Annotated in this window: 17 protein-coding genes and 2 tRNA genes; 7 read left to right on the plus strand and 12 right to left on the minus strand. The window is 42.7% G+C overall.

What is annotated here, in order from left to right; all coding sequences use genetic code 11:
• Positions 1–362: 362 nt before the first annotated feature.
• The gene (locus I3249_RS00985) at positions 363–2,081 is read right to left on the minus strand and encodes a hypothetical protein (protein WP_160021550.1); all 1,719 of its coding nucleotides are present in this window, start codon (positions 2,079–2,081) and stop codon (positions 363–365) included.
• Positions 2,082–2,202: 121 nt separating this feature from the next.
• Here I3249_RS00985 and I3249_RS00990 point away from each other — a divergent pair, with 121 nt between their 5' ends.
• From I3249_RS00990 to I3249_RS01000, 3 genes are all read left to right on the plus strand, one after another.
• Positions 2,203–2,616: an OsmC family protein gene (locus tag I3249_RS00990; protein ID WP_238068090.1), complete on the plus strand. Its 414-nt coding sequence runs from the start codon at positions 2,203–2,205 to the stop codon at positions 2,614–2,616.
• A gap of 1 nt (position 2,617) precedes the next feature.
• Positions 2,618–3,082: a flavodoxin family protein gene (locus tag I3249_RS00995; RefSeq protein ID WP_238068091.1), complete on the plus strand. Its 465-nt coding sequence runs from the start codon at positions 2,618–2,620 to the stop codon at positions 3,080–3,082.
• Positions 3,083–3,179: 97 nt separating this feature from the next.
• Positions 3,180–3,839, plus strand: a complete 660-nt coding sequence (locus I3249_RS01000) for a DUF938 domain-containing protein (protein WP_238068092.1) — start codon at positions 3,180–3,182, stop codon at positions 3,837–3,839.
• A gap of 128 nt (positions 3,840–3,967) precedes the next feature.
• On the opposite strand, the gene I3249_RS01005 is transcribed toward I3249_RS01000, so the two are convergent.
• Positions 3,968–4,759 carry a dienelactone hydrolase family protein gene (locus I3249_RS01005; RefSeq protein WP_238053299.1) on the minus strand — a complete coding sequence of 264 codons (792 nt, stop codon included), beginning with the start codon at positions 4,757–4,759 and terminating at the stop codon, positions 3,968–3,970.
• Positions 4,760–5,319: 560 nt separating this feature from the next.
• Between I3249_RS01005 and I3249_RS01010 the strand changes: the two genes are divergently transcribed.
• Positions 5,320–7,407, plus strand: a complete 2,088-nt coding sequence (locus tag I3249_RS01010) for a catalase (protein ID WP_238068093.1) — start codon at positions 5,320–5,322, stop codon at positions 7,405–7,407.
• Positions 7,408–7,735: 328 nt separating this feature from the next.
• Positions 7,736–8,524, plus strand: coding sequence for an MBL fold metallo-hydrolase (locus I3249_RS01015; RefSeq protein ID WP_238068094.1), 789 nt, complete (start codon positions 7,736–7,738; stop codon positions 8,522–8,524).
• 87 nt (positions 8,525–8,611) lie between these two features.
• Here I3249_RS01015 and I3249_RS01020 read toward each other — a convergent pair.
• From I3249_RS01020 to leuS, 7 genes are all read right to left on the minus strand, one after another.
• Positions 8,612–8,687: transfer RNA gene (locus I3249_RS01020), tRNA-Lys, on the minus strand.
• A gap of 159 nt (positions 8,688–8,846) precedes the next feature.
• Positions 8,847–8,922, minus strand: a tRNA-Lys gene (locus I3249_RS01025).
• 194 nt (positions 8,923–9,116) lie between these two features.
• Positions 9,117–11,066 (minus strand): MacB family efflux pump subunit, encoded by a 1,950-nt coding sequence (locus I3249_RS01030; RefSeq protein ID WP_238068245.1) that lies wholly within the window; start codon positions 11,064–11,066, stop codon positions 9,117–9,119.
• A gap of 252 nt (positions 11,067–11,318) precedes the next feature.
• Positions 11,319–12,638 (minus strand): efflux RND transporter periplasmic adaptor subunit, encoded by a 1,320-nt coding sequence (locus tag I3249_RS01035; RefSeq protein ID WP_238068095.1) that lies wholly within the window; start codon positions 12,636–12,638, stop codon positions 11,319–11,321.
• Between the two features lie 279 nt (positions 12,639–12,917).
• Positions 12,918–14,018, minus strand: a complete 1,101-nt coding sequence (holA, locus tag I3249_RS01040; protein ID WP_238068096.1) for a DNA polymerase III subunit delta — start codon at positions 14,016–14,018, stop codon at positions 12,918–12,920.
• Between the two features lie 156 nt (positions 14,019–14,174).
• Positions 14,175–14,888 carry a hypothetical protein gene (locus tag I3249_RS01045; protein WP_238068097.1) on the minus strand — a complete coding sequence of 238 codons (714 nt, stop codon included), beginning with the start codon at positions 14,886–14,888 and terminating at the stop codon, positions 14,175–14,177.
• A gap of 66 nt (positions 14,889–14,954) precedes the next feature.
• A complete protein-coding gene (gene leuS, locus I3249_RS01050; protein ID WP_238068098.1) occupies positions 14,955–17,642 on the minus strand; it encodes a leucine--tRNA ligase in 2,688 nt (895 codons plus the stop codon).
• A gap of 226 nt (positions 17,643–17,868) precedes the next feature.
• Here leuS and I3249_RS01055 point away from each other — a divergent pair, with 226 nt between their 5' ends.
• Together I3249_RS01055 and I3249_RS01060 are read left to right on the plus strand one after the other, a co-directional pair.
• On the plus strand, positions 17,869–18,246 hold the full coding sequence (locus tag I3249_RS01055; protein WP_238068099.1) for an arsenate reductase: 378 nt from the start codon (positions 17,869–17,871) through the stop codon (positions 18,244–18,246).
• Positions 18,247–18,331: 85 nt separating this feature from the next.
• The gene (locus I3249_RS01060; protein WP_238053291.1) at positions 18,332–18,691 is read left to right on the plus strand and encodes a hypothetical protein; all 360 of its coding nucleotides are present in this window, start codon (positions 18,332–18,334) and stop codon (positions 18,689–18,691) included.
• An 88-nt stretch (positions 18,692–18,779) separates the two neighbouring features.
• Here I3249_RS01060 and argB read toward each other — a convergent pair whose 3' ends face one another.
• The 3 genes from argB to dut all read right to left on the minus strand — a co-directional run bounded on the left by argB (position 18,780) and on the right by dut (position 22,173).
• Positions 18,780–19,691 (minus strand): acetylglutamate kinase, encoded by a 912-nt coding sequence (gene argB, locus I3249_RS01065; RefSeq protein WP_057758912.1) that lies wholly within the window; start codon positions 19,689–19,691, stop codon positions 18,780–18,782.
• A 77-nt stretch (positions 19,692–19,768) separates the two neighbouring features.
• Positions 19,769–21,571 (minus strand): phosphomannomutase, encoded by a 1,803-nt coding sequence (locus I3249_RS01070; RefSeq protein ID WP_238068100.1) that lies wholly within the window; start codon positions 21,569–21,571, stop codon positions 19,769–19,771.
• A 137-nt stretch (positions 21,572–21,708) separates the two neighbouring features.
• Positions 21,709–22,173, minus strand: coding sequence for a dUTP diphosphatase (gene dut, locus I3249_RS01075; protein ID WP_238068101.1), 465 nt, complete (start codon positions 22,171–22,173; stop codon positions 21,709–21,711).
• Positions 22,174–22,371: the final 198 nt, after the last annotated feature.

The raw sequence follows: 22,371 nt of genomic DNA on the forward strand, positions 1-22,371 counted from the left end.
CTTAAAAAGAGTCATCCTTAATTGGGTGGCTCTTTTTTTTATCTTTTATTCCTAGTGACCTACGTAGCAAATCCTATTTAAGGGTGAGCAAGGAGTAACGACTGTCTGGGAGACAGTCGTCCGTAGCGCAAGACGGAAGGCTATGCCTGTAGATAGCTCTTGCTTTGCCTTAATGGCGCTTTTCTCGTTCGTCAGCTCTCTATTCTAGATAAAGCCCCCAATGCTCACGCGATGAGGGCTTTTCTTCGTCTGTAGATTGGTGCGGGAAAGCTACTAGTAATTGAGTTCATGAACTTTCCCTATGATAGTCAAATAAGACTCTTATACGAAAAATTTGTCTAGAAAATATATAAAACAACAGATCACGATACATGTTTCTTGTCGAATATAAATACGTTGTGATGAATTGCTTCATTAGTCTTTTGAATATTAAATGTTTTCTTATCTTCAGGTAATCGTAGTACCTTTGGTAGTCGTGCTATTGCCATCTTTTCATTAGCAATGGCATAGTGACGATAGTATTCATTCAAGACTTCATTGCAGTCAAATTCTACGTAAACAATATTATCATTATGTTTTTTAGCTAAATTTATAATGGACAGAAAAAACTCATTTTTCGCTTCATTCTTTGAATGTTCCACATCTTCTAAAGTATAATTTGGTGGGAAACCGACCTTTATTTTTTGCCAAATACTACCATTTTCCTTAGTTTCAAGATAAAATTTTAATTTTTCTTCTAATTGATTTAACTGTATCAGGTTCTGTTCAGTACTATCGAAAGCTTCCTTGACAATTGCAATTATTTCTTTAGAAGCATTAGTGAAATTTTTAATCTCAAATTTTTTATCCTCTAATGAATCATAAATCGTATCTAGAAAGTATTTGAAGCTAATTAGCCTGGCAATCATAACTTCTACATTAGAAGAATATGTAGCGATAGGTCGTAATTGAAAGTTTTGGAGATTATCTATAAGTTTATTAAAAATTTTAGTCAAATAATAAAATAAATAGTATCGATCATCACTATCAGTGACTGCATTATTAATTATATTGGGTAATTTATTCAAAATCGAAATTGTGATTTGGTGCTCATAGTCATTCATACGCTTACTGATATGATATTCTGTCTCTTCGCCGTCTTTTTTCAATTCTTTTTTGAGTAGAGGTATAATTTGTGTCTTACAAAGATGTTGTGCTTCTGCTATAAATTTGATAATTGTGTCCGATACACCAGCATCCAAAGTATATAGTCGACTTGTACAGTATTTAACATGTCGTATATAACTTTCTTCATCTATAAGCTCTTTTCTAATGACAACGTGTGTCAGATATACAAATAGATCATTACTACCGCCATCTTCATGCAAAAAACGTTTAATAGAATAAGGATTTTGTCTTGATTTATCGGCAATACCTATTAAAAACCAGTAACGCTCACTTTCAATGACAAAGAATTTTTTACGCTTTGCCTCTCTTTTTATAATATCGGGTAAGTTGTCTTGTTCCTGAAAGTCTATGTCAGTAGAGTCCCATGCGCGAAAGTCTCGCCCCTGAATCTTTTGCTTAATAAATACTTCTTTAAAGTATGTTTTTACGATATCAGTATTTAAGTGCCTTATACCAGGTTGTACTATAAGATTTACATTATCGATCCAAAATGCTAAATCGTATAAAAATGCTTTTTTTATACTTTCACGACTTTTTTGGTCTAAAATATGATCACCTATATCAATACGGTTAAGATAATCGATCATCGCCTCTACTTTATCAGCAAGTTCAATAGCATCATATGAATCCGGCTTAGACTCAATAAATTTCAACATCTGTATAGCAATTGCTTTTAGCTCTCGATGACGAATTGCTGTTTTAGATAACAAACTTCTCAAATCATCTGGAATGATATAAGTAAAATTTGGGCTAATGTTCCTTTTTGATAATATTTTTTCGTACACACTTTTACGACTGGGTATATCGAGCTGCGGCAAAATACTGATAAGAATGGTTTTCCAGTTACCACCTAATGCTGGGTCTATCGATTTTAATTGATAAACTTGGTATTCTGAGAGCTCATACACATACATATTACAATTTCCTTTACAGAACTAATGTTTGCACAAATGCTCGCTATCTTAGCATCTATCAAATAACTATCACAGCATCTTTATTGCTCAGGCAGCTAGTTTAATAAACTAAGGCAAAATTATGACCACCTCAAAAGTAACCTACCAAGGCAATTTACGCACCCAAGCTATTCACTTACAGTCGAATAATCAAATCATCACTGATGCGCCAACGGACAATCATGGTAAGGGCGAAGCGTTTTCTCCTACTGATTTGCTAGCGACCAGTTTGGGTAGTTGCATCTTAACGATTATTGGTATCAAAGCCGAAGCGATGGATATTGATATCTCAGGTACGACTGCAGAGGTTACCAAAGTCATGGCGGCGAAACCAAGACGTGTGAGTGAAATACATATCGTGGTCAATTTTTCGAAAGCATTGGACGAGAGTACCTTAAAACGGTTTTATAAAACCGCGTTGACCTGTCCAGTAGGCAATAGCTTGGATCCTGCCATTACTCAAAATCTAGTATTTAACAATGGCTCAGAAGCCTAATATGTCTACTAAGACTTTACTTATCGTCGCTCATACGCCATCGCCCAATACTCAGAAATTGGCGCAGGCAGCTTATGACGGTGCGAATCATCCTGATATAGATATTACTGTCATTTTGAAATCACCGCAGGATACGCGGCCTGAGGATGTATTGGCTGCTGATGCGTTGCTGTTAGGCACGACTGAAAATCTGGCTTATATGGCAGGGCTGACCAAAGACTTTTTTGATCGTTGCTACTATCCAGTGTTAGAAGAGAAGCAAGGCATGCCATTTGCGGTATATATACGCGCAGGTCATGATGGTACAGGTACCAAGCTTGCGCTCAAAACGATTACAACGGGGCTACGTTGGTCATGGATTCAAGAAGCGCTGATACTACAAGGCGATTGGCAAGATAGCTTTGCTGAGCAAGTAGAAGAGCTTGCTATGACCTTGGCTGCTGGGGTAGAGGCGGGTATTTACTAGTAGTCAGTTGTTTGGTAGTTACTAGGGCAATATAGACAGTGCTTGTTCATCTACTGCTATCAACGCTTAGCATAACAAACGGTCTGGGAGGATAGTGATGCATGACGATAATCTGGATAGTGATAATCCAAATAATAAAGTAGATATTTCTGCATTGCCGTTTTCTCAAGCGTGTGAAAATAATAAACAGCCTATTCTAGAAGTACTTCAAATAGAACTACAAGGCTTTAGTCATGTATTAGAGATTGGCTCTGGAACGGGGCAGCATAGTGTGCACTTTGCACCCAATCTGCCTGAGATACAGTGGCAAACTAGCGATGTCACTAGTAATCATCGCCATATAATCGCTTGGCACAATGCCTATCCTGCACCTAATTTATATTCGCCATTAGCGTTTGATTTGAGTACGGATTCCGTACCTGTTAATAGCCAGTTCAACTTACCTTACGATGTGATATTTACGGCCAATACTTTGCATATCATTAGCTGGGCTTTGGTCAAGCGATTAATTGCATTGGCTGGTGATGCGTTACCTGTGGACGGTAAGCTGATTGTATATGGCCCTTTTAATGAGCATGGCAAATATACCAGTGAGGGCAATCAGCGATTTGATGCGATGTTGAGAGCAGGTAATTCTGACAGCGGTATTCGCGATAAAGAAGATGTCGTTAGTTTAGCAAATGCTCACCATATACAACTCTCTAAAACATATGCAATGCCTGCTAATAATCAGCTATTGATATTTTATAAGCGCTAAGTTTTAAAGCGTGAGCAAAAATTAAATAAATAAAAAGACACCTCAATGGATCGTTATCGGATCTTAATTGAGGTGTCTTTTTGTTTGGGCTTGCTTATATTATTACTTATTCGACTTGTGCCACTGGATTATTTATATTCTTCTGCTAAAAAATCTAAGTAACGCTTCCAAGAGCGCTGATCTGCACGTGCATCGTATCTATCACTACCGAACACGCTAAAGGCGTGTGGCGCGCCGCTGTAGGTAACCATCTCATGAGGTACTTTGGCTGCTTCTAAGGTCTTGCCCAAAGTCGCAAAGCTCTCTAGCGAGACAGATTGGTCAGCAGAGCCATGGAATACTAGGATTTCTCCCGTAGTTTTGTCATAGCTTTGACCAGTTGGAATATCGAATGCACCGTGGAAAGGTACAAAGGCTTTTTGCTCAAAGCCTGAGCGTGCTAGTTCTAACGCGACCGTACCGCCAAAACAATAGCCCATAGTCGTGCCTTTGCGCACATCATTGCCTTGTAGTTGTCCTGCTGTTAATGCCCCTGCCAATATGCGACGCATTTTATTACGATCATCATATAGCTCCCCAGTTAGGCGTTTGTTTTCTTCGATAGAAGTGGGGCGAATGCCTTGTCCAAACATATCGGCCGCCAATACGTTGTAGCCTTCAGCCGCTAACATGTCAGCACGTTTGCGCTCATAGTCAGTTAGACCGTCCCAATCATGAATCAATAAGATAAAAGGGGCATTAGCTTTGTCCGCCTTGGCGTAATAGCCTTCGTATGCTTTATCATCGACCGTATAGGTAACGCTCTTGGTCGTGATAGCAGCAGCTGTTTGACTGAACGTTAATGCCATTAGACCCATTGATGCGCCTACTAGCAATGAGTGATAAGGTTTTTTAGTCGGGGAGTTTAGAGTTGGTAACATGGTAGGTGGCCTTATAGTTATATAAAAAATAGTCGCATCATCAAATCCCTATAAATCCGCTACATTGTCATCCTCGCTAACTATACCAATGTATAACTTGCGCTCGGTTTTCTTGTATCGAAATTATCTGAATTCAACGATATAAAAAAGATAAATATAAGGCTAAAACCCTGCCAATTTATTTATCAATAGTCTCTGGTACTGCATAAAAAGAATACCTTAAAGAATAACTACATTACAAGATTCTATTGTTAACGTTTATGCGCCTTTAAGACCAACTAAAGCTGCTGGTTTATAGCGTCTATAGACCTTAACCAAACATCAACAAGGTTTACTATATACGCAACTATATTTGACTTATTTTTTGGGTAGTATAACTCCTAAGCCTATTATTCCTTTACGAATTTTAGCGCGATATCAATTTAACGTTGAGCAATGCTGAAAACACAGATAAATAAATGACAGATGAAGTCACCACTATCTCAAAGGATATCAAACCTGTGTAGGCACTCTTTTAGTGATTTAAAAGAGCACTCTCAATCTATTAGCTAGGACTTTTTATGAATAATAATATCGATCATACTGACCCCGCCAAAGACATGAATACGGAACGTGGCAATGGTGGTGAAACCCATCAGCGCGCAGGTGACGACACCAAAGTATTAACTACGCAACAAGGTGTGGCCATCGCTGATAACCAAAACTCTCTAAAAGCAGGCTCACGTGGGCCAACGCTGTTAGAGGATTTTGTATTACGTGAAAAAATCAATCACTTTGACCATGAGCGTATCCCTGAGCGTATCGTCCATGCTCGTGGTAGCGCAGCACACGGTTATTTTGAGCTGACAGAGTCACTAGAAGAATATACGACTGCCAAAGTATTGACAGAAACAGGCAAGCAAACGCCATTGTTTACGCGTTTCTCAACGGTAGCGGGTAACAAAGGCTCAAAAGACACGCCACGTGATGTGCGCGGTTTTGCTGTGAAAATATATACAGAAGAAGGTAACTGGGACATCGTTGGTAACAACATGCCAATCTTTTTTATCCAAGATGCGATGAAGTTTCCAGATTTGATTCATGCGGTAAAACCAGAACCAGATCGTGGTTTCCCGCAAGCAGCCTCTGCTCATGATACCTTTTGGGATTTTGTATCATTGAGTCCTGAAACCATGCATAACTTGATTTGGCTGATGAGTGATCGCGGTCTACCACGTAGCCTACGTATGATGGAAGGCTTTGGTATTCATAGTTATCGTCTCATCAATAAAGATGGTAAGAGCACCTTTGTACGTTTCCATTGGAAGCCAGTACTGGGCGTACAATCTACCACATGGGATGAAGCAGTGAAAATCTCAGGCGCTGATCCTGATTATCATCGCCGTGATTTGTTTGAATCAATTAACAATGGTGACTATCCTGAGTGGGAGTTTGGCGTACAGTTATTTACTGAAGAAGAAGCCAATGCATTCCCATTTGACCATCTCGATGCGACCAAACTGATTCCAGAAGAGTTAGTGCCAGTGAAAGTCGTGGGTAAGATGGTGCTGAACCGCTATCCAGATAATTTCTTTGCAGAGACTGAGCAGGTAGCATTCTGCCCATCGCATTTGCCGCCTGGCGTTGACTTTAGTAATGACCCATTATTGCAAGGTCGTCTATTCAGTTATCTAGATACGCAGCTATCACGTTTAGGATCGCCAAACTTTGCCCAGATTCCTATCAATGCACCGAAATGCCCGTTTGCTAACAATCAGCAAGATGGTCATATGCAAATGCAGGTGCCTAAGACACGTGTACTCTATGAGCCACAAAGCCTAGATCCAACTCGTCCTCGTGAAAGCGCTAAACGTGGTTTCAACTCATTTCATGAGCAACTAGATGATGGCGTAAAAGGTCGCGTACGTGACGAGAGCTTTGCCGATCATTATAGTCAGCCACGTATGTTCTATCGCAGTCAGACAGCAACTGAGCAAGCACATATCGCAACCGCTTATGCGTTTGAGTTAGGTAAAGTAGATACAGCCCATGTACGTACGCGTATGCTTAGTCATTTGATTCATATCGATGAAGACTTGGCCAATCGCGTAGCAACGGCACTGGGTATGGAGCTACCAGAACCAGCGGATGCGGCTGCACCTGTCCAAGACTTAGGAACGTCTAAAGCGGTACAAACGATTGGTCTAACGCCTGATACACTAAAAGGCCGTATGATCGGTATATTAGTCGCGGAAGGTTCTAATAGCAGTGAAGTCAAAAAATTCGAAGATGCTGCCAAAGCGCAGGGTGCTAGCGTCAAGATTGTAGCGCCTAACAAAGAAGTCGTATTGGATGACGGTACACGCATACAAGCTGATGAGCGCCTCGCTGGTGGTCCATCAGTGATGTTTGATGCCGTCGTTAGTATCATCATGCCTGACCAAGCTAAAAAGCTGGCAAAAGACAGCTCAGCGTTAGATTGGTTCAACGACGCGTACAACCATTGCAAAGCCATCGCATATTGCGGCGCGACTGATGAATTTATCTTAAGTAAGCTCCCAGTTGAAAAAGATGAATTTGTGACGCCATTGGCCGAGCTAGATGCCTTTATTAATAATGCTAAGTCTCGTCTATGGGAACGTGAGCCAAAGGTTCGTGATCTTGCATAGTTTATAAGTAGGTAATTTACGAATTATCCAAAATACTAAATAAGATACTAAATGTTTACTTAAACCCAGCCTAAGCGCTGGGTTTTTGCTTTTTGTTAATAAGGTGAGAGTTATCATGGATAGAACTATACAGGCGGTTATGGGTAGCAAGTTGTCCATAGTTAATTGTTAGCTTCATCGTCTCTGTATGTCGCATTACTCTTGTATATAGTCACAAGCGTTCACTCAAAGTCATTTTATTTGTGGTGACGGGCGCTATACTAAAGATTGGCTATAAAACTGAACAAAAGCCTCACAATAATAATGACGAATGAGGTAGGGAACACCAATGAGTCTATGTGAAATTGTAAGATTAGAAGGATATATTCAGAGTAGCTATCTGGCAGTATATCCAGATAAAATTATGCTGCTAGATGGCTGCTGCCGTGCTGATGTACCGATGGTGCTCGACTATATCAAATCGACGTTAAAACGACCTGTCACCGACCTAAAAGTAGTGGTGGTCACACATATGCATCCGGATCATGCAGGCGGTGCACATAAGTTTCGAGAAGAGACGGGCTGTCTGATTGTCTCCGCTGATAAAAAAAAGCAGTGGTATAGCGGTATTGGCGGGCGCACGATGCACTTCGTAGATATACATCTAGGATATTATGTGGCCAGACGTCAAGGACGCCCACTTAAAAACCTATATTACTCGGCAAGTCTAAAACTAGATATCACTGTCACAGATGGTGAGATTGTGCCACACTTTGATGAGTGGCAAGTACTAGAGACGCCAGGTCATACGGATCGTGATTTGTCTTTGTTTCATCTGCCTAGTCGCGAAGTATACACCGCTGATTTAATCATTAAATTACGCCATAAGTTCGTAGCGCCATTTCCTGTCTATTACCCAAAAGCTTATGTTCAATCATTAAAAAAAATCAGGGCATTGCAACCGTCAATGGTGATGATGGCTCATGGACGAGAGCTAGCGATGAGTGAGGCAGAGTTTGATGAGTTTATCGCTCATGCGCCCAAGCACCCACGTACCATCAAAGATACGATCAGACATAAACTACTATGGCGCAAGAGAGATAACTTTAGACTATTTAAACGCAAGCATAATAAATAGAGGTATATAAAAGCTAAGAAACAACATTTAAAACGCCCAGACGAAAAAAAGCCCAATTACTAAGATAGTAACTGGGCTTTCTAAATATGGTGGGCTGTCCGCGACTCGAACGCGGGACCAATTGATTAAAAGTCAACTGCTCTACCAACTGAGCTAACAGCCCTGAAGAGTATATAAAAAAGCGATGCTTTTTAACTCTGCAAGAGAAAATTCTAACTAAAGAACTTTCTAAAACTAAACATCCTAATGATGTTTTTTAAACTTATCTTTATTAGTCTACTACCGGATAGGGCAGAACGATTAATAAAGATTAAACTAAATATGGTGGGCTGTCCGCGACTCGAACGCGGGACCAATTGATTAAAAGTCAACTGCTCTACCAACTGAGCTAACAGCCCTAACGTTTAAAGTGTTTGTATCCCTAAACGTGAGAGCACATTATATATATTATTATGACAATTACAACCCCACATGATAAAAAAAGTGTAATTCTCTTATAAAATTGCCAATTTATTCCAGTTTCTTTAAATTTTTGCCATTATATCGATATTGACTGCTCTATTTTTGGCCAAAGCGAGTCAATAATCGATTATTAGTCTCGAGAAAGTGCTTCAACAGGATCTAATTTGGCAGCATTACGCGCTGGCAAGAAACCAAATACTACGCCAATTAACGTCGAACAAACAAAAGCAGCAATAATAGAGGTTGATGAATAGATAACTTTGAAACTATCACCACCCACACTATTGATTAATTCACCAATGGCAAAGGCCAGTCCAATACCAATCAGCCCTCCTAAAATACAGACCAGAACGGCCTCAATAAGGAACTGCTGCATGATATCGCTCTGACGTGCGCCTACTGCCATACGTACGCCAATCTCGTTGGTGCGCTCGGTGACAGAGACTAGCATAATATTCATCACCCCAATACCGCCGACGATCAATGAAATAACAGCGACTGATGAAATAAGCAATGTCATCGTTCCTGTCGTCGACTCGATCGTTTGACGGATAGAGTCTGAATTACGCAGCTCGAAGTCATCTTTGCCATGGCGACTCTCTATTAAATCAGAGATGGCCGTCTCTGCGGCACTAGAAGAGATACTGTCATCTAACAACGCCACAAAGCGGTCGATATTGCTACTACCAGTGACGCGCGACATCACCGTTGTATAAGGCATATAGATGGTAGGCGTCGTCACACTGGGACCAAAGCCACCGTCGCTCTCTTCAAGTACGCCAATCACGCGTCCAGGCACACTACCAACCAATATTACCTCGCCAACAGGGTTATCAATATCTGAGAAAAAGGTCTGTTTAGCGTTGTCATCGATGATGATATCTTGACTACGTAATGTAATGCTTTTTGCATCAAACCCTTGACCCAATGCCAATGTCTCACCAGTGACGTTTAGATAGTCTTCACCAACGCCATTGACGGTAGCATCCTCTTGTATACTACGATAGCGCACACTAGAGCTGGCATTTACCTGAGGGCTGACACTGATAATATAGGGCTGATTGCCGACCGCCTCTGCATCTTCTGGTGTCAAATTGTCATCATTATAGCGGCGTCTAGGATCGCCTCTAGGGTAGCCATCATTGACGGTAATGGTATTGGTACCTAACGAGCTGATATTGGCAAGGATTTGCTGCTGAGAGCCTTGTCCAAGGCCTACGATAGATACGACTGCGGCAATACCGATAATAATGCCGAGCATAGTTAGTAGAGTACGCATCTTATGCGCTCGCATAGCAAGCAAAGACATCTTAAAGGCTTCAAGCAGTCGATCAACAAAGCTACCAAAAGCGCTTTTACGGTGCTCACCAAGGATAGACTCTGGTTTTTTGTCTGTGTGCTTGTAATGCTCAGTTTGATAGTCAGCGATGACATAGCCGTCTTTTAGCTCAATCACACGCTCCGCTTGTGCCGCCAGCTTGGGATCATGAGTGACCATGATAATGGTATGACCTTGTGCACTGAGGTCATGCAAAATTGCCATGACGTCTTCGCCAGATTTGCTATCGAGTGCCCCTGTGGGCTCATCTGCCAAGATAACGTCACCGCCATTCATCAGTGCACGAGCAACAGAAACACGCTGCTGCTGTCCACCTGAGAGCTGATTGGGACGGTTGTTAACTTTATTACCAAGGCCCAAATCCGTTAATAGCTTCTCAGCACGATTGGTGCGTGCCTCGGTATCCATGCCCGCATACACGGCAGGGACGGCGACGTTGTCTTTGGCACTGATATCACCAAGCAAATGATAGCGCTGAAAAATAAACCCAAAATGCTCACGGCGCAGTTCGGCCAGCTGATCGGCATCAAGTTTACGGGCAGATTGACCATAAATCTTATAATCGCCAGCAGTGGCTTGATCCAAGCAGCCTAAGATATTCATCAAGGTGGACTTACCAGAGCCTGACTGTCCAATGATGGCAACCATCTCACCTTGATTGATGGTTAGATTGATATCATGCAAGACACGAATCGTTTGCTCACCAGCAGGGAACTCTCTGATAATGCCAGATAGTTCCATAATGGGCTTGCCTGATGCAGAGTGGGTAGCGGTATTGGTTTTTGCTGAGTTGCTTGAGCGATTAGCAGAAGTGTGTGACCCTAAGTTTTGAGCCGTGCTACTTTCAGAGCTATCTTCACTCGACGGTTTAGGAGATTGAGATATAGTCATAGCAGTGTCTTTAATAAAGGCTAATAAGCGTTATAGTGTTGTTATGAAAGGGCTGCTATGTTTTTAGCAAGCCTTTCTTACTCAACATAGTCAAAGCACAAGTTACATTTGAGGTCCACCAGGTACGCGGCCGCTATCTGATTTCTTACCGCTCTCTTCACTGATGATTACTTCTTCCCCTTCTTTCAAACCACTTAAGATTTGCGCATTTACTCGGTTATCAATACCGACTTCTACAGTACGCTCTTCCACGGTTCCGTCATCTCTTAATACACGTACAAACTTGCCCGTTGTTGATTTGCCTTTTTCTTTAGTTCGCTTTTCTTGTATCACTGTTGATGGTACTAATAGAGTATTTTTGGCTTCGTTGACGATGATATATATCTGTGCCGTCATATCGATTCGAAACAAGCGGTCAGGGTTTGGTACTTCTACATAGCCGACGTAATAGATAGCAGCGTCTGTCGAGCTGGTGCTACTGATCTGCTCTGGGGCAGGTTCGATAGCGGTTAATGTCGCATCATACTGTTTGTCTGGATTACCGATAATATTGAAATAAGCAGGCATACCAGCACTGACGTTAATGACATCAGCTTCTGAGATTTGCGCGTTGATACGTACGGTCGATAAATCTGCTAACGTCACCAATGTGGGCGCCGTTTGGTTAGCATTGACCGTAGTACCTTGCTCAGTCGTAATAGAAACGACTGTACCTGATATTGGTGCACGAATCGTGGTATAGCTCAAATCTTCTTCAGCAGTACTGACGTTGGTTCGTGATTTACGTAATGCCGCTTGCTGGCTGTTGATATTGGCTTCGGTAGTCGCAATGGCTGCTTTTGCAGTATCAATAGCTGCAGCTGCATTGGCAACCGCTGCTCTTGCTGTCTCAACGCTGGTTGCTTGTGTGTCATATTCTTGCTGCGAGATAGCGTCGATCGCGACTAAGTCTTGCAAACGTGCAAAATCAGACTGGGCTTGTTTTAGCTCAGACTGACGGCTGGCAAGATCGGCATAGGCACTTTTTAGGCTGGCTTGTTTGCTTAACGATTCTGCTTGTGCACTTTGTAGCGCGGCTTCGCTTTGTTCAAGACTGGCTTGCTCATTGCTCAGGCTGTTCTTCTGAGTCACTTGATCAATCTGCGCAATCAAATCGCCTTGTTTGACTTCGTCACCGACTTCAACATACAGGCGTTTTACTTCACCAGATACCTGTGCCCCTACATCGACGGTATTTAACGCCTTTACTTTACCGGACGCCATGACATTGTTTTCAATATCACCGACTTCAACGGTTGCGGTTAAATAATTAGGTGTGGCTTCTTCTGGTTTTAAAAAAGTATAGGCCAAAGCCCCTAATGCTACGATAATTAAGGTGATGACACCCCATTTGATAGCAGACTTTTTGCTTATTTTGCGCATGACAACAATCCAATCACAATTAAATCAAGTGTAGATATAGTAGAGACTTCATCTACAAAAGGGAATGGAAATTAGTTTACGAAAGGTTAAGGTAGAAGAACAGAGACAGGTACAGAAAAGAAATGCTTACTAAAAATCAATAAAACGGAGATTATAGGAGAACAAAATAGGGTAGTAGAATCTGAATTTACAGCGTTTAAATGTATAAATCAGTAAGAGAAGAGATGGATAACTTGTTAATAAGAAAAACAATAAAAGGTGGTGACAAGCGGGTCTGTCTTAGCGCATCGCAAATAAACGCTTACCTGCAAGCTCCAATGCCGCTTGTAATAATAGCTCCCATGCTGGCTGACGAATAAGTCCTTTGATAGCTTGGTCACAGCGGTAAAGCAGGGCAGGCCATTCGGCCGTTTGTTGCTTTGACTGACGACGGCAGGCTTGTTGGTACAACCCTTGCTTACTACGCCAAATGCCTAATGCTTGAGGGTCTTGACCGTCCATAAGTTGGATAATTTGACGCATGTCTTTGCTAATAGCCCAGAGCACTAAAGTAGTGGGCTCATCGGTCGACTTTAGCTGAAACATAATTTTGGCGACCTGCGTACTATTGCCCGCGAGCATCGCATCAGACAAATCGAACACACTAAACTGCGCATCGCTGACCAACGCTGCTTGTAGGTCTGCAATATCCAATGCCACATTATTCACAGGTTGTGAAAAGCTATTAGATTGTTCGGTACTGTTGTCAGTAGCACTATCTTCACTAGTACTGTTATTAGCAACTAGCTGCGGTGCAAACAAATAGGACAGCCGCCATAGGGTTTGATAAGCACTCAATAGATGATGCTCAGTGTGTGACATGAGTAGCTGCCAGGCCTCTTGAGACAGTCGTAAGCCAAACTTCTGAGCTTGTATTTGTAGTAGCTGTTGGCGCTGCTGCTCATTGTATAAATTGCAATCAATGACATTGCCATATTGTGCAAAAGGAGCAAACCATTTGCTGCTCTGGCTGCGTTTGTCTTGCTTAGGTGTGAGCCACAACACACTATGGCCGTGTGTGCCAGCTTGTGCCTCGACCGCAAAACGTTCCAGCTCGGCGATAACTGCCTTATCGGGTTTATGGTTGCCCGTCACGATTAAGGCACTGGCGTCATCAAATAAAGACTGACTACCAAGCTCGGACAGTACTTCTTGCCAACTCTTGACAGAAATCAGCTCTATACGTTTGATTGCATAGTTTTGCGCGCGCCAGTGTGGACGCAGCGCATCTATCAACCATTGACTCAGCAGTGGCTCGTCACCGTGCGCCAGCCACAAGCCAGCTACCGCAACGGAAGGCTGCAGTAGTTTTGGGTAGGCTTTTATGAAAGTATCTTGCATAGCGTGGTGTTACACAGGTTGATGAGCAGGTAATACCAATTCCAAAAATATGATCAGCAGTGTCAAGCTAGCCGAGTTTACTAGTACTTACACTCGCTTAGTTTGCTACTCGTACTTCTAGAAATGGTATCGTTTGATAATCAGAACGACTAACTCTTACGGTTGTGGTACGACGACAACGGTTGGTGTCATGCCTTTATTTATTTGCAGAGATTGTTTGGCAGCGGGTGCGACTTTAGGAAGCGAGATAGCAACATACTGGTCAGTGATACGGCGAGCTAAAGTATCATAGAGCCAATCGCGAGTCTGATCGCCTTGCTGATCGTCAGTACTAACAGAGGCTTCGTTGTACTGATAGCTTCGCTCGACCTGAATGGGGTTGCTCAGTGTTACAGGCTTACCATTTTCCATCGTTTGATAGCTGACATCTGCTGATAGTACCAAGCGAATCTCTGTTAATACACCAACCAATTCGTAACGCTTAAAACGTACATTACGAATGTCGATAGCGGCAATAGACTCAGCCCCTGCTTGTTGGTTATTACGAGCAACTTCTTCTGAGCTAATATTACCAATAACGTCGACACCTAACGTCTTTAGGCGACGCGTCAATGGTAGTTTCAGCGGGAATGAGGTGCGATTATCTTCGATGATGACCGCTGTTTTTTCGACGTCAAGCAGCATCGCTGAGTCGTAGCCACGCAGCTGGAAGCCGCAGCCGCTAAGAGCAGCGGCTGCACCTACCACCGCAAACATTGGCAGCGTGGCAAGTAAGACTGCTCCGAGCTTTTGGCCATGGGACTTTCTATTAGCTAGGCTGTGTGCGCTTAATTCTGGCTGCGCCTGCTCAGCTCGATGGTTGTACGACATAAACGCTATCCTCATATGATAAGAAGGTTTAGAGCACTAAGCCTAAAATACTTAGCTCAAGATACCTCAGCCTACAACCACGATGTTAACCAATTTATTAGGAACGACGATTTCTTTTTTGATCTCGCCCGTGATGAATTTTGCCACGCTTTCCATAGTGCGAGCTTGCTCTTTTAGCTGCTCAGGATCGCTGTTTGGTGCGACATCCATCTTACCACGCATCTTACCATTGACCTGTACCACCATCGTGATCATGTCCTGTACCAGCGCACTTTCGTCCACGGTTGGGTAGTCTAAAGTTAAGGTATCAAGACCCAATTGCTCAAGCAAATGCTCACCGACGTGCGGCGCATAGACAGACAGCATAATCAGCAGATTGGTCAACGCTTCGTGTTTGACGTGCAGCTCTTGCTCATTACTCGCGTTAAAGCCAGTCAGCTCATTAGCAAGTTCCATCAGGCTTGATACTGGCGTGTTCAATGCCAGACGATCACCCAAATCACTGTCAATCTTAGCAATTGTTTCGTGCGTTTTACGGCGTAAGTTTTTGGCTTCTTTGCTCAATCCGTCTGTGTTCAAGGTAGCACTATTAAGCGTATCAATGCTGATATTGGCGGCTGTTAGCGCTTGCATATGGTCGGCTGCAATACGCCATACTTTTTTCACAAAGTTATAAGGGCCTTTTAGCGCGTCATCTGACCATTCAAGCGTTTGATCCGCAGGCGCAGTAAATAGCGTATATAGACGAACCGTATCAGCACCATATTTATCAATGGTTAGCTGTGGATCGACACCGTTGTTCTTTGATTTAGACATTTTTTCAATTTTGCCAATCGTCACTGGCTGGCCGTCTGACTTCAAGATTGCTTTGATTGGTTGACCGCGTTCGTTAAAATCAATATCGATATCTTCTGCAAAGTAGTAGGTCGTACTACCATCTGCATTGACGCGGTAGAATGTACCAGCAAGCACCATGCCTTGGGTCATTAGATTGGCAAATGGCTCGTCGCCTGTGACTAAGTTTTCGTCGCGCATCAGCTTGTGGAAGAAACGCGCATACAATAGATGCATTACCGCATGCTCGACACCGCCGACGTATTGATCGACTGGCAACCATTTATTGGCAGCAGACTTGTTGACCATGTTTTGTGCATCATTTGGGCTAGCAAAGCGTGCGTAGTACCAGCTTGACTCTACGAATGTGTCAAAGGTATCGGTCTCACGCTCAGCAGCATTACCACATTTAGGACAAGTGGTATTGACAAACTCTGGGATGTTTTTAAGTGGGTTACCGCGACCATCCGGTACGACGTCGGTTGGCAATACAACTGGTAGGTCTTGCTCTTCAACAGGTACCGTACCACAATGCTCACAGTTGATCATTGGGATAGGGCAACCCCAATAGCGCTGGCGAGAGACACCCCAATCACGTAGGCGATACTGGATCTTTTTCTTAGCCAGCTCTTTTGGCTCAAGCTTAGCTAGCATGGCTTCGAATGCTTGCTCAAAGTCTAGACCGTCAAACTCACCTGAATTAACCAAGGTATTGCGCTCGGTATAAGCAAGATTGACCTCACTATCGTTCGCTTTGGCATCTGCTTTTAGTTCATCAAAATAACCGTCAGGCACATTGATGACTTGCTTGATTGGTAGGTTGTATTTATTGGCAAATTCATAATCACGTTCATCATGAGCAGGTACCGCCATGACGGCGCCTGAGCCATAGCTCATCAATACATAGTTGGCGACCCAAACTGGCACTTCTTCACCAGTCAGAGGATGCGTCACAGTTAAGCCTGTATCCATACCGATTTTTTCAGCTTTGGCCAAATCCGCTTCAGCAACTGAGCCTTTTTTACAAAGGGCACAGAATTGAGCGATTGCGTCATCTTGCTCAGAGGCATACTGTGCAAGTGGATGCTCTGCGGCAACAGCGACATAAGTCACACCCATCAACGTATCAGGACGAGTGGTGAACACATCTAAGGTGTTTTCTTCACCAGCAAGCTCATAAGGGAAGTGCACTTCCATACCAGCACTACGACCAATCCAGTTACGCTGCATGGTCAGGACTTCAGATGGCCAATGACCTTCTAGCTGATCCAAATCATCCAATAGCTCATCGGCATAATCGGTGATGTTGAAGTAGTACATAGGGATGTCGCGTTTTTCGACCGCAGCACCACTACGCCACCCTTTACCATCGATGACTTGCTCGTTTGCTAAGACAGTGTTATCAACAGGATCCCAGTTGACCGTCGACAGTTTTTTGTAGACTAGGCCTTTTTTGTATAATTGCAAAAATAACCACTGCTCCCACTGATAATACTCAGGGCTACAAGTGGCAAATTCACGTGACCAGTCAATAGACAGGCCTAGTAATTTAAGCTGCGCACGCATGCTGTCAATATTGGCAAATGTCCACGCAGCAGGTGGCGTTTGGTTAGCAATCGCTGCGTTTTCTGCTGGCAAGCCAAAACCATCCCAGCCCATTGGCTGCATGACTTCATAGCCTTTTAGGCGATAATAACGGCTCAATACGTCAGAAATCGTATAGTTACGTACGTGGCCCATATGTAGCTTACCACTTGGATAAGGGAACATCGACAGCATGTAACGACTTGGCTTGTCGCTTGGCTCATTGCTTACTTCAAAGCGCTTGTCAGTTGCCCATTTGGTCTGCTGCGCGGTTTCTATCGCTTGCGGGTTGTAATAGTTGTTTTCTGTTTGGTCTGCTGTCACGGCGTTGCTCATAGTCGGCTCGAAATTGGTTGATACTGATTTATTTAATACGGATTTGTTTAATACTGATCAAAATAGGTGGAATTTGACAATGCCATAGCATAGCGTAATTTGGCGAAAATTGCGACGATATGATGCAGTTGCTTAATAGGTTTGACGATTAAAAGTAATGCATTCTCTATATCCAGTCAGCCTTAGGTATAATAGACAAATTAATGAATATTTATGAGGATTTATCATGACCATCACCATTTACGGTATCAAGTCTTGTAGCACGATGAAAAAAGCGTTTACTAAGCTAGACGAACTAGATGTCAGCTATGATTTTCACGATTATAAGAAACAAGGTATTGATAAAGATACAGTACAGCGCTGGGTAAATGAGCTAGGTATCGACAAAGTGCTCAATAAGCGCGGTACGACATGGCGTAAGCTAGACGACAGTCAAAAGCAAGCGGCTGACGCTAATGTAGACAACGCGATAGGTTTACTCGTGGAAAATACCAGTATGATTAAACGTCCGATGGTTGAGGGTCAATGCGATGATAAAACCCAAGGTCAGCCAGTACTGCTTTGCGGTTTTAACGAAGACGAATTTAATACAAATTTTTCATAAAAGAGCTGTCACTTTGGCACGTTATAAACTATGATTTCATGAATGGAATTAAGTTTGCTTGTTTATAATGGTTAAGGATAAGACTATGAAAAAGTTGTTATTAATGGCCACGCTTGCAACAGCCTCTTTGATGATAACAGGCGTCCAAGCCGCTGACTCATCTACTAAGATTACTTTTGCCAAAGACAGCTATTGCGGCAGTTTTACCGGTAACATCAAAGATGGTAAGTTGTTCCGCTTATGGTTGCTACCTGAGCAAAACTTAGTGATTCGTAATGTGGGCGATGACCAAATAAGTGTCGCATACGTTTCAGGGCCTAAAGGGCGCTTAGATGCTGATCGCTATGATAATGAAACCTCTTATTTTACCGAAAATAAAGGCAATCATTACATGCAAGTATATGGCAACAGTAGCCATAGCTCGGTTGAGTTCTGTGCTTATTAACGATTATTAAAGCAATCATGAATCATTAAAAAGCCCGAGCTTGGTATCCAAGCTCAGGCTTTTTAATGTCAGTTACGGTTGCGTTCTACTAGCTCAACGATGAGTCTATCTCACGACTAATGAGCGTACCAACCCCTTCGTTAGTGAAAATCTCAAGTAAGGTCGCATGAGGGACACGGCCATCAACGATTACCGCGCTTTTGACGCCGCTACGTACCGCATCAAGCGCACATTGAATTTTAGGAATCATGCCGCCTGAGATAGTGCCATCTTCGATTAAGCTATCGACTTTCTTTGGCGTGAGTCCAGTCACCACTTCGCCATCACGGCCCAATACGCCTTTGATATTGGTTAATAGCATCAGCTTTTCTGCTTGTAAAAACTCCGCTACTTTACCTGCAACGAGATCTGCATTGATATTATAGGTATTGCCTTCAGCGTCAACGCCAAGTGGCGCGATTACAGGGATAAAATCTGAGGCAATTAACATGTTGATCACGTCTTTATTGACGCTTACCACATCACCGACGAATCCTAAATCAACTGGTACAGCGATACCGTCTGCGCCAATTTTTTCCATCATCAGTTTTTTGGCTTGAATCAAGTTGGCGTCTTTACCTGTAAGACCAATCGCGCGACCGCCATGTTTGTTAATCAAGCTAACAATCGATTTGTTAACGCTACCGCCCAAGACCATTTCTACGATATCCATGGTGCTTTTGTCAGTGACGCGCATGCCATCGATACGGTCTGATTGACGACCGAGCTCTTTTAGGAGATTGTCAACTTGCGGACCACCACCATGTACGACTACTGGATGCATACCGACGGTTTTTAACAACACAATATCGCGAGCAAACGAGCTCTCAAGCTCAGGGTCGGTCATGGCGTTGCCGCCGTATTTTACGACGATGAGTTTATCAACAAAACGCTGGATATAAGGCAGAGCAGTGGTCAATACTTCAGCGGTGTTTTTGGCATCATCTAAATTAAGCGTCATTACAAACTCCTAAGGGCCGGGTTTAAATTGGTTGTTTTTCTATTATGTCTAATGAGACAGCTATATGTTTTATGAGGCTACTCCACAGGAATAGCAAGAATCTGTTCTGCTAGCGCTGCGTTAAATGGTCGGCATAAAGCGGCAAATGTATCCTGAATATCTTTTAGGTCATCCACACTGTCACCTGCAAAGCGCGCGGTCAGGCTATTACTGGTATTTGATTGGCGCAGTACGCCAAAGCCATGCGCAAAATCTAAACGCACACCATCGATACAGCTCAGCTTGGTTCCTACAGGTAATAATTCATGCGTCTGTTTTAATGCTATTTGCGCCTTCGCAGTAGCGCAAGTACACACTGATGACTTGCATGTTGTGGCAGGCAGGCAAGTATCTTTTAATTGCTGATTAGATGAAGAATCAGTATGAGTAGACATATCTACTAGATACTGCAAGTAATGACAAAATCTCGTTAATTGCTCTACGAGTGAGCAGTCGGTAATAGCCGTTTGCGGCATCGGTAAGTAATGGTCAGCAGTACTGACTATAGTGGGTAAGCTTTGGATGATATCTGCTAGCGGTTTTTTATCATTAGTATCATTATGAGTTTGGCCAAGCCAATGCAGCAACCGTAATGCAGCATACATCGCATCATCATAAGGGATAAAGCGGCTGTCATTAAAGATGAAATGCCCTGATAATTCACCAGCGAAGACAATCTGATTGTCAGGATGCTGTACTTGCTGGCGCATAAAGCTGCTGCCAGTCTTGCTAATCACAGGTGTAGTACCAAGCTCAGATAATAGTCTTGGCAAATGATGGGCGCACTTAATATCGAAAAGAACTTCAGATGCTAATAAATAACCGCTAAGAGAGTTAGGGTGCTCAGTAATAGCAATACGAGCCAATAGATAGAGCAAATGATCGGGCGTAACTATCTTGCCGTTGTTATCAACTATCATCAAACGATCGCCATCGCCATCAAACGCCAAGCCTATATCTGCTGCATTCGAAACAACGGCTCGTTGCAATTCGTTTAGGCGGTTTGGTTCGGTGGGGTCTGGATTACCAAGGGGAAAATTACCATCGGGTATGTCATTGAGAAAAATGACCTGTTGGCAAAAACGTTCAAACAAGCGCTGAGCAATGCTACCAGTTGCACCATGCATACAGTCAATGATTATGACCAAATCAAGTTTATAAGCGTTTTTTTGATTGGCTGCAGTTACCGAGTGATTGTGCTGAAATAATTTTTCAAATACCTGTGCAATAGCATCGATATAAACGTTTGCTACTTGATCAGTAGGTAGTTGCTCAAGTAGGTCGCTTGGTAATTTTGAGTCATGGTTATTATCAATGCTTTCAATATTTTCTGAACGCAAGGCAGAATTGTTAGCTTGGCTATCGGGATAAGCGTGACAACTATGATGATCGGTTAGCTGATGATAAAGCGTCTGTATCTCTGAGCTACTAGGGGACTTGTTATTCACCAACCACTTGATGCCTAGTATGTCTTTAGCAGAATGGCTCGCTGTTACGACTATGCCATGTCCTTGATATTGCATTGCCCAAAATGCCATCATTGGCGTGGTAATCAGACCTAACTGGATTACGCGTAAACCCTGCTGAGCTAATACAGTAGAGAGTGTATGTGCAATGGCTTCACTGCCAATACGCATATCATAGCCAATAACGACAATATTTTGCTTAGTCTCAACAGAGGAATTAGTACTGATGTTTTGAGTCGGTTGGCTATCTTGGGCATTGTAGAGAGTAGCAAAAGCATGGCCTAACGCTTGTATAAAGCTGCTAGTGAAATACTGGTTGACACCACGAATATCATAAGCACGGAATAAGGATTGCTGCGCCGCAAAAGGTGGCATTGCTTACTCTCCTTATAACCGTGATAGATGTTCAATGATAAATAAAAATGAATAGCACAAGGTGTTAGATATAGCTTAATGAAAACCTTAAACGCTATCTAAAAAGTTGTCAGAAAAATTGACCAACAAAATAGCTACTATTGGCGACCTGAGTGTCCAAACCCGCCTGCACCGCGTACGCTTTCATCACTGAATTCTGCAACTACTTCAAACTCAGGACGAGCAACAGGTACCACGATGTACTGTGCCATACGCTCAGCTGGGTTAAGAACAAAGTCTTCGCTACTGCGGTTCCAAATACTAACCATCAGCTCGCCTTGATAGTCAGCATCGATTAGCCCAACTAAGTTACCCAAGACGATACCGTGCTTATGACCAAGACCTGAACGCGGTAAAATCATACCTGCATAATTAGGATCTTGAATATAAACCGAAAGGCCTGTACCTATTAAATGGGTTTCACCTGCTTTAATCGTCAATGGCTCGTCAATACAAGCACGCAAGTCAATACCTGCACTGCCATCGGTGGCACGAGTTGGTAGAGAAAATGCTTCGTCTTCAGTAATTTTAGGGTTTACCACTTTAACTTGTACAGCTTGCATAACACACTCACTTAACGATTTGATGGTTTTTAAATTATGATTTAAAACTAAGGCCTTGAACTAAGGTCTAAATAAATCTTATTCGACATTTTTATATAAATAACAATTCTATATTTTAATTATTCAACAATTCAACAATTCAACAATTCAACAATTCAACAATTCAACAATTCAACAATTCAACAATTCAACAATTCA

Source organism: Psychrobacter sp. Ps1 (assembly GCF_022129425.1).
GTDB lineage: Bacteria > Pseudomonadota > Gammaproteobacteria > Pseudomonadales > Moraxellaceae > Psychrobacter.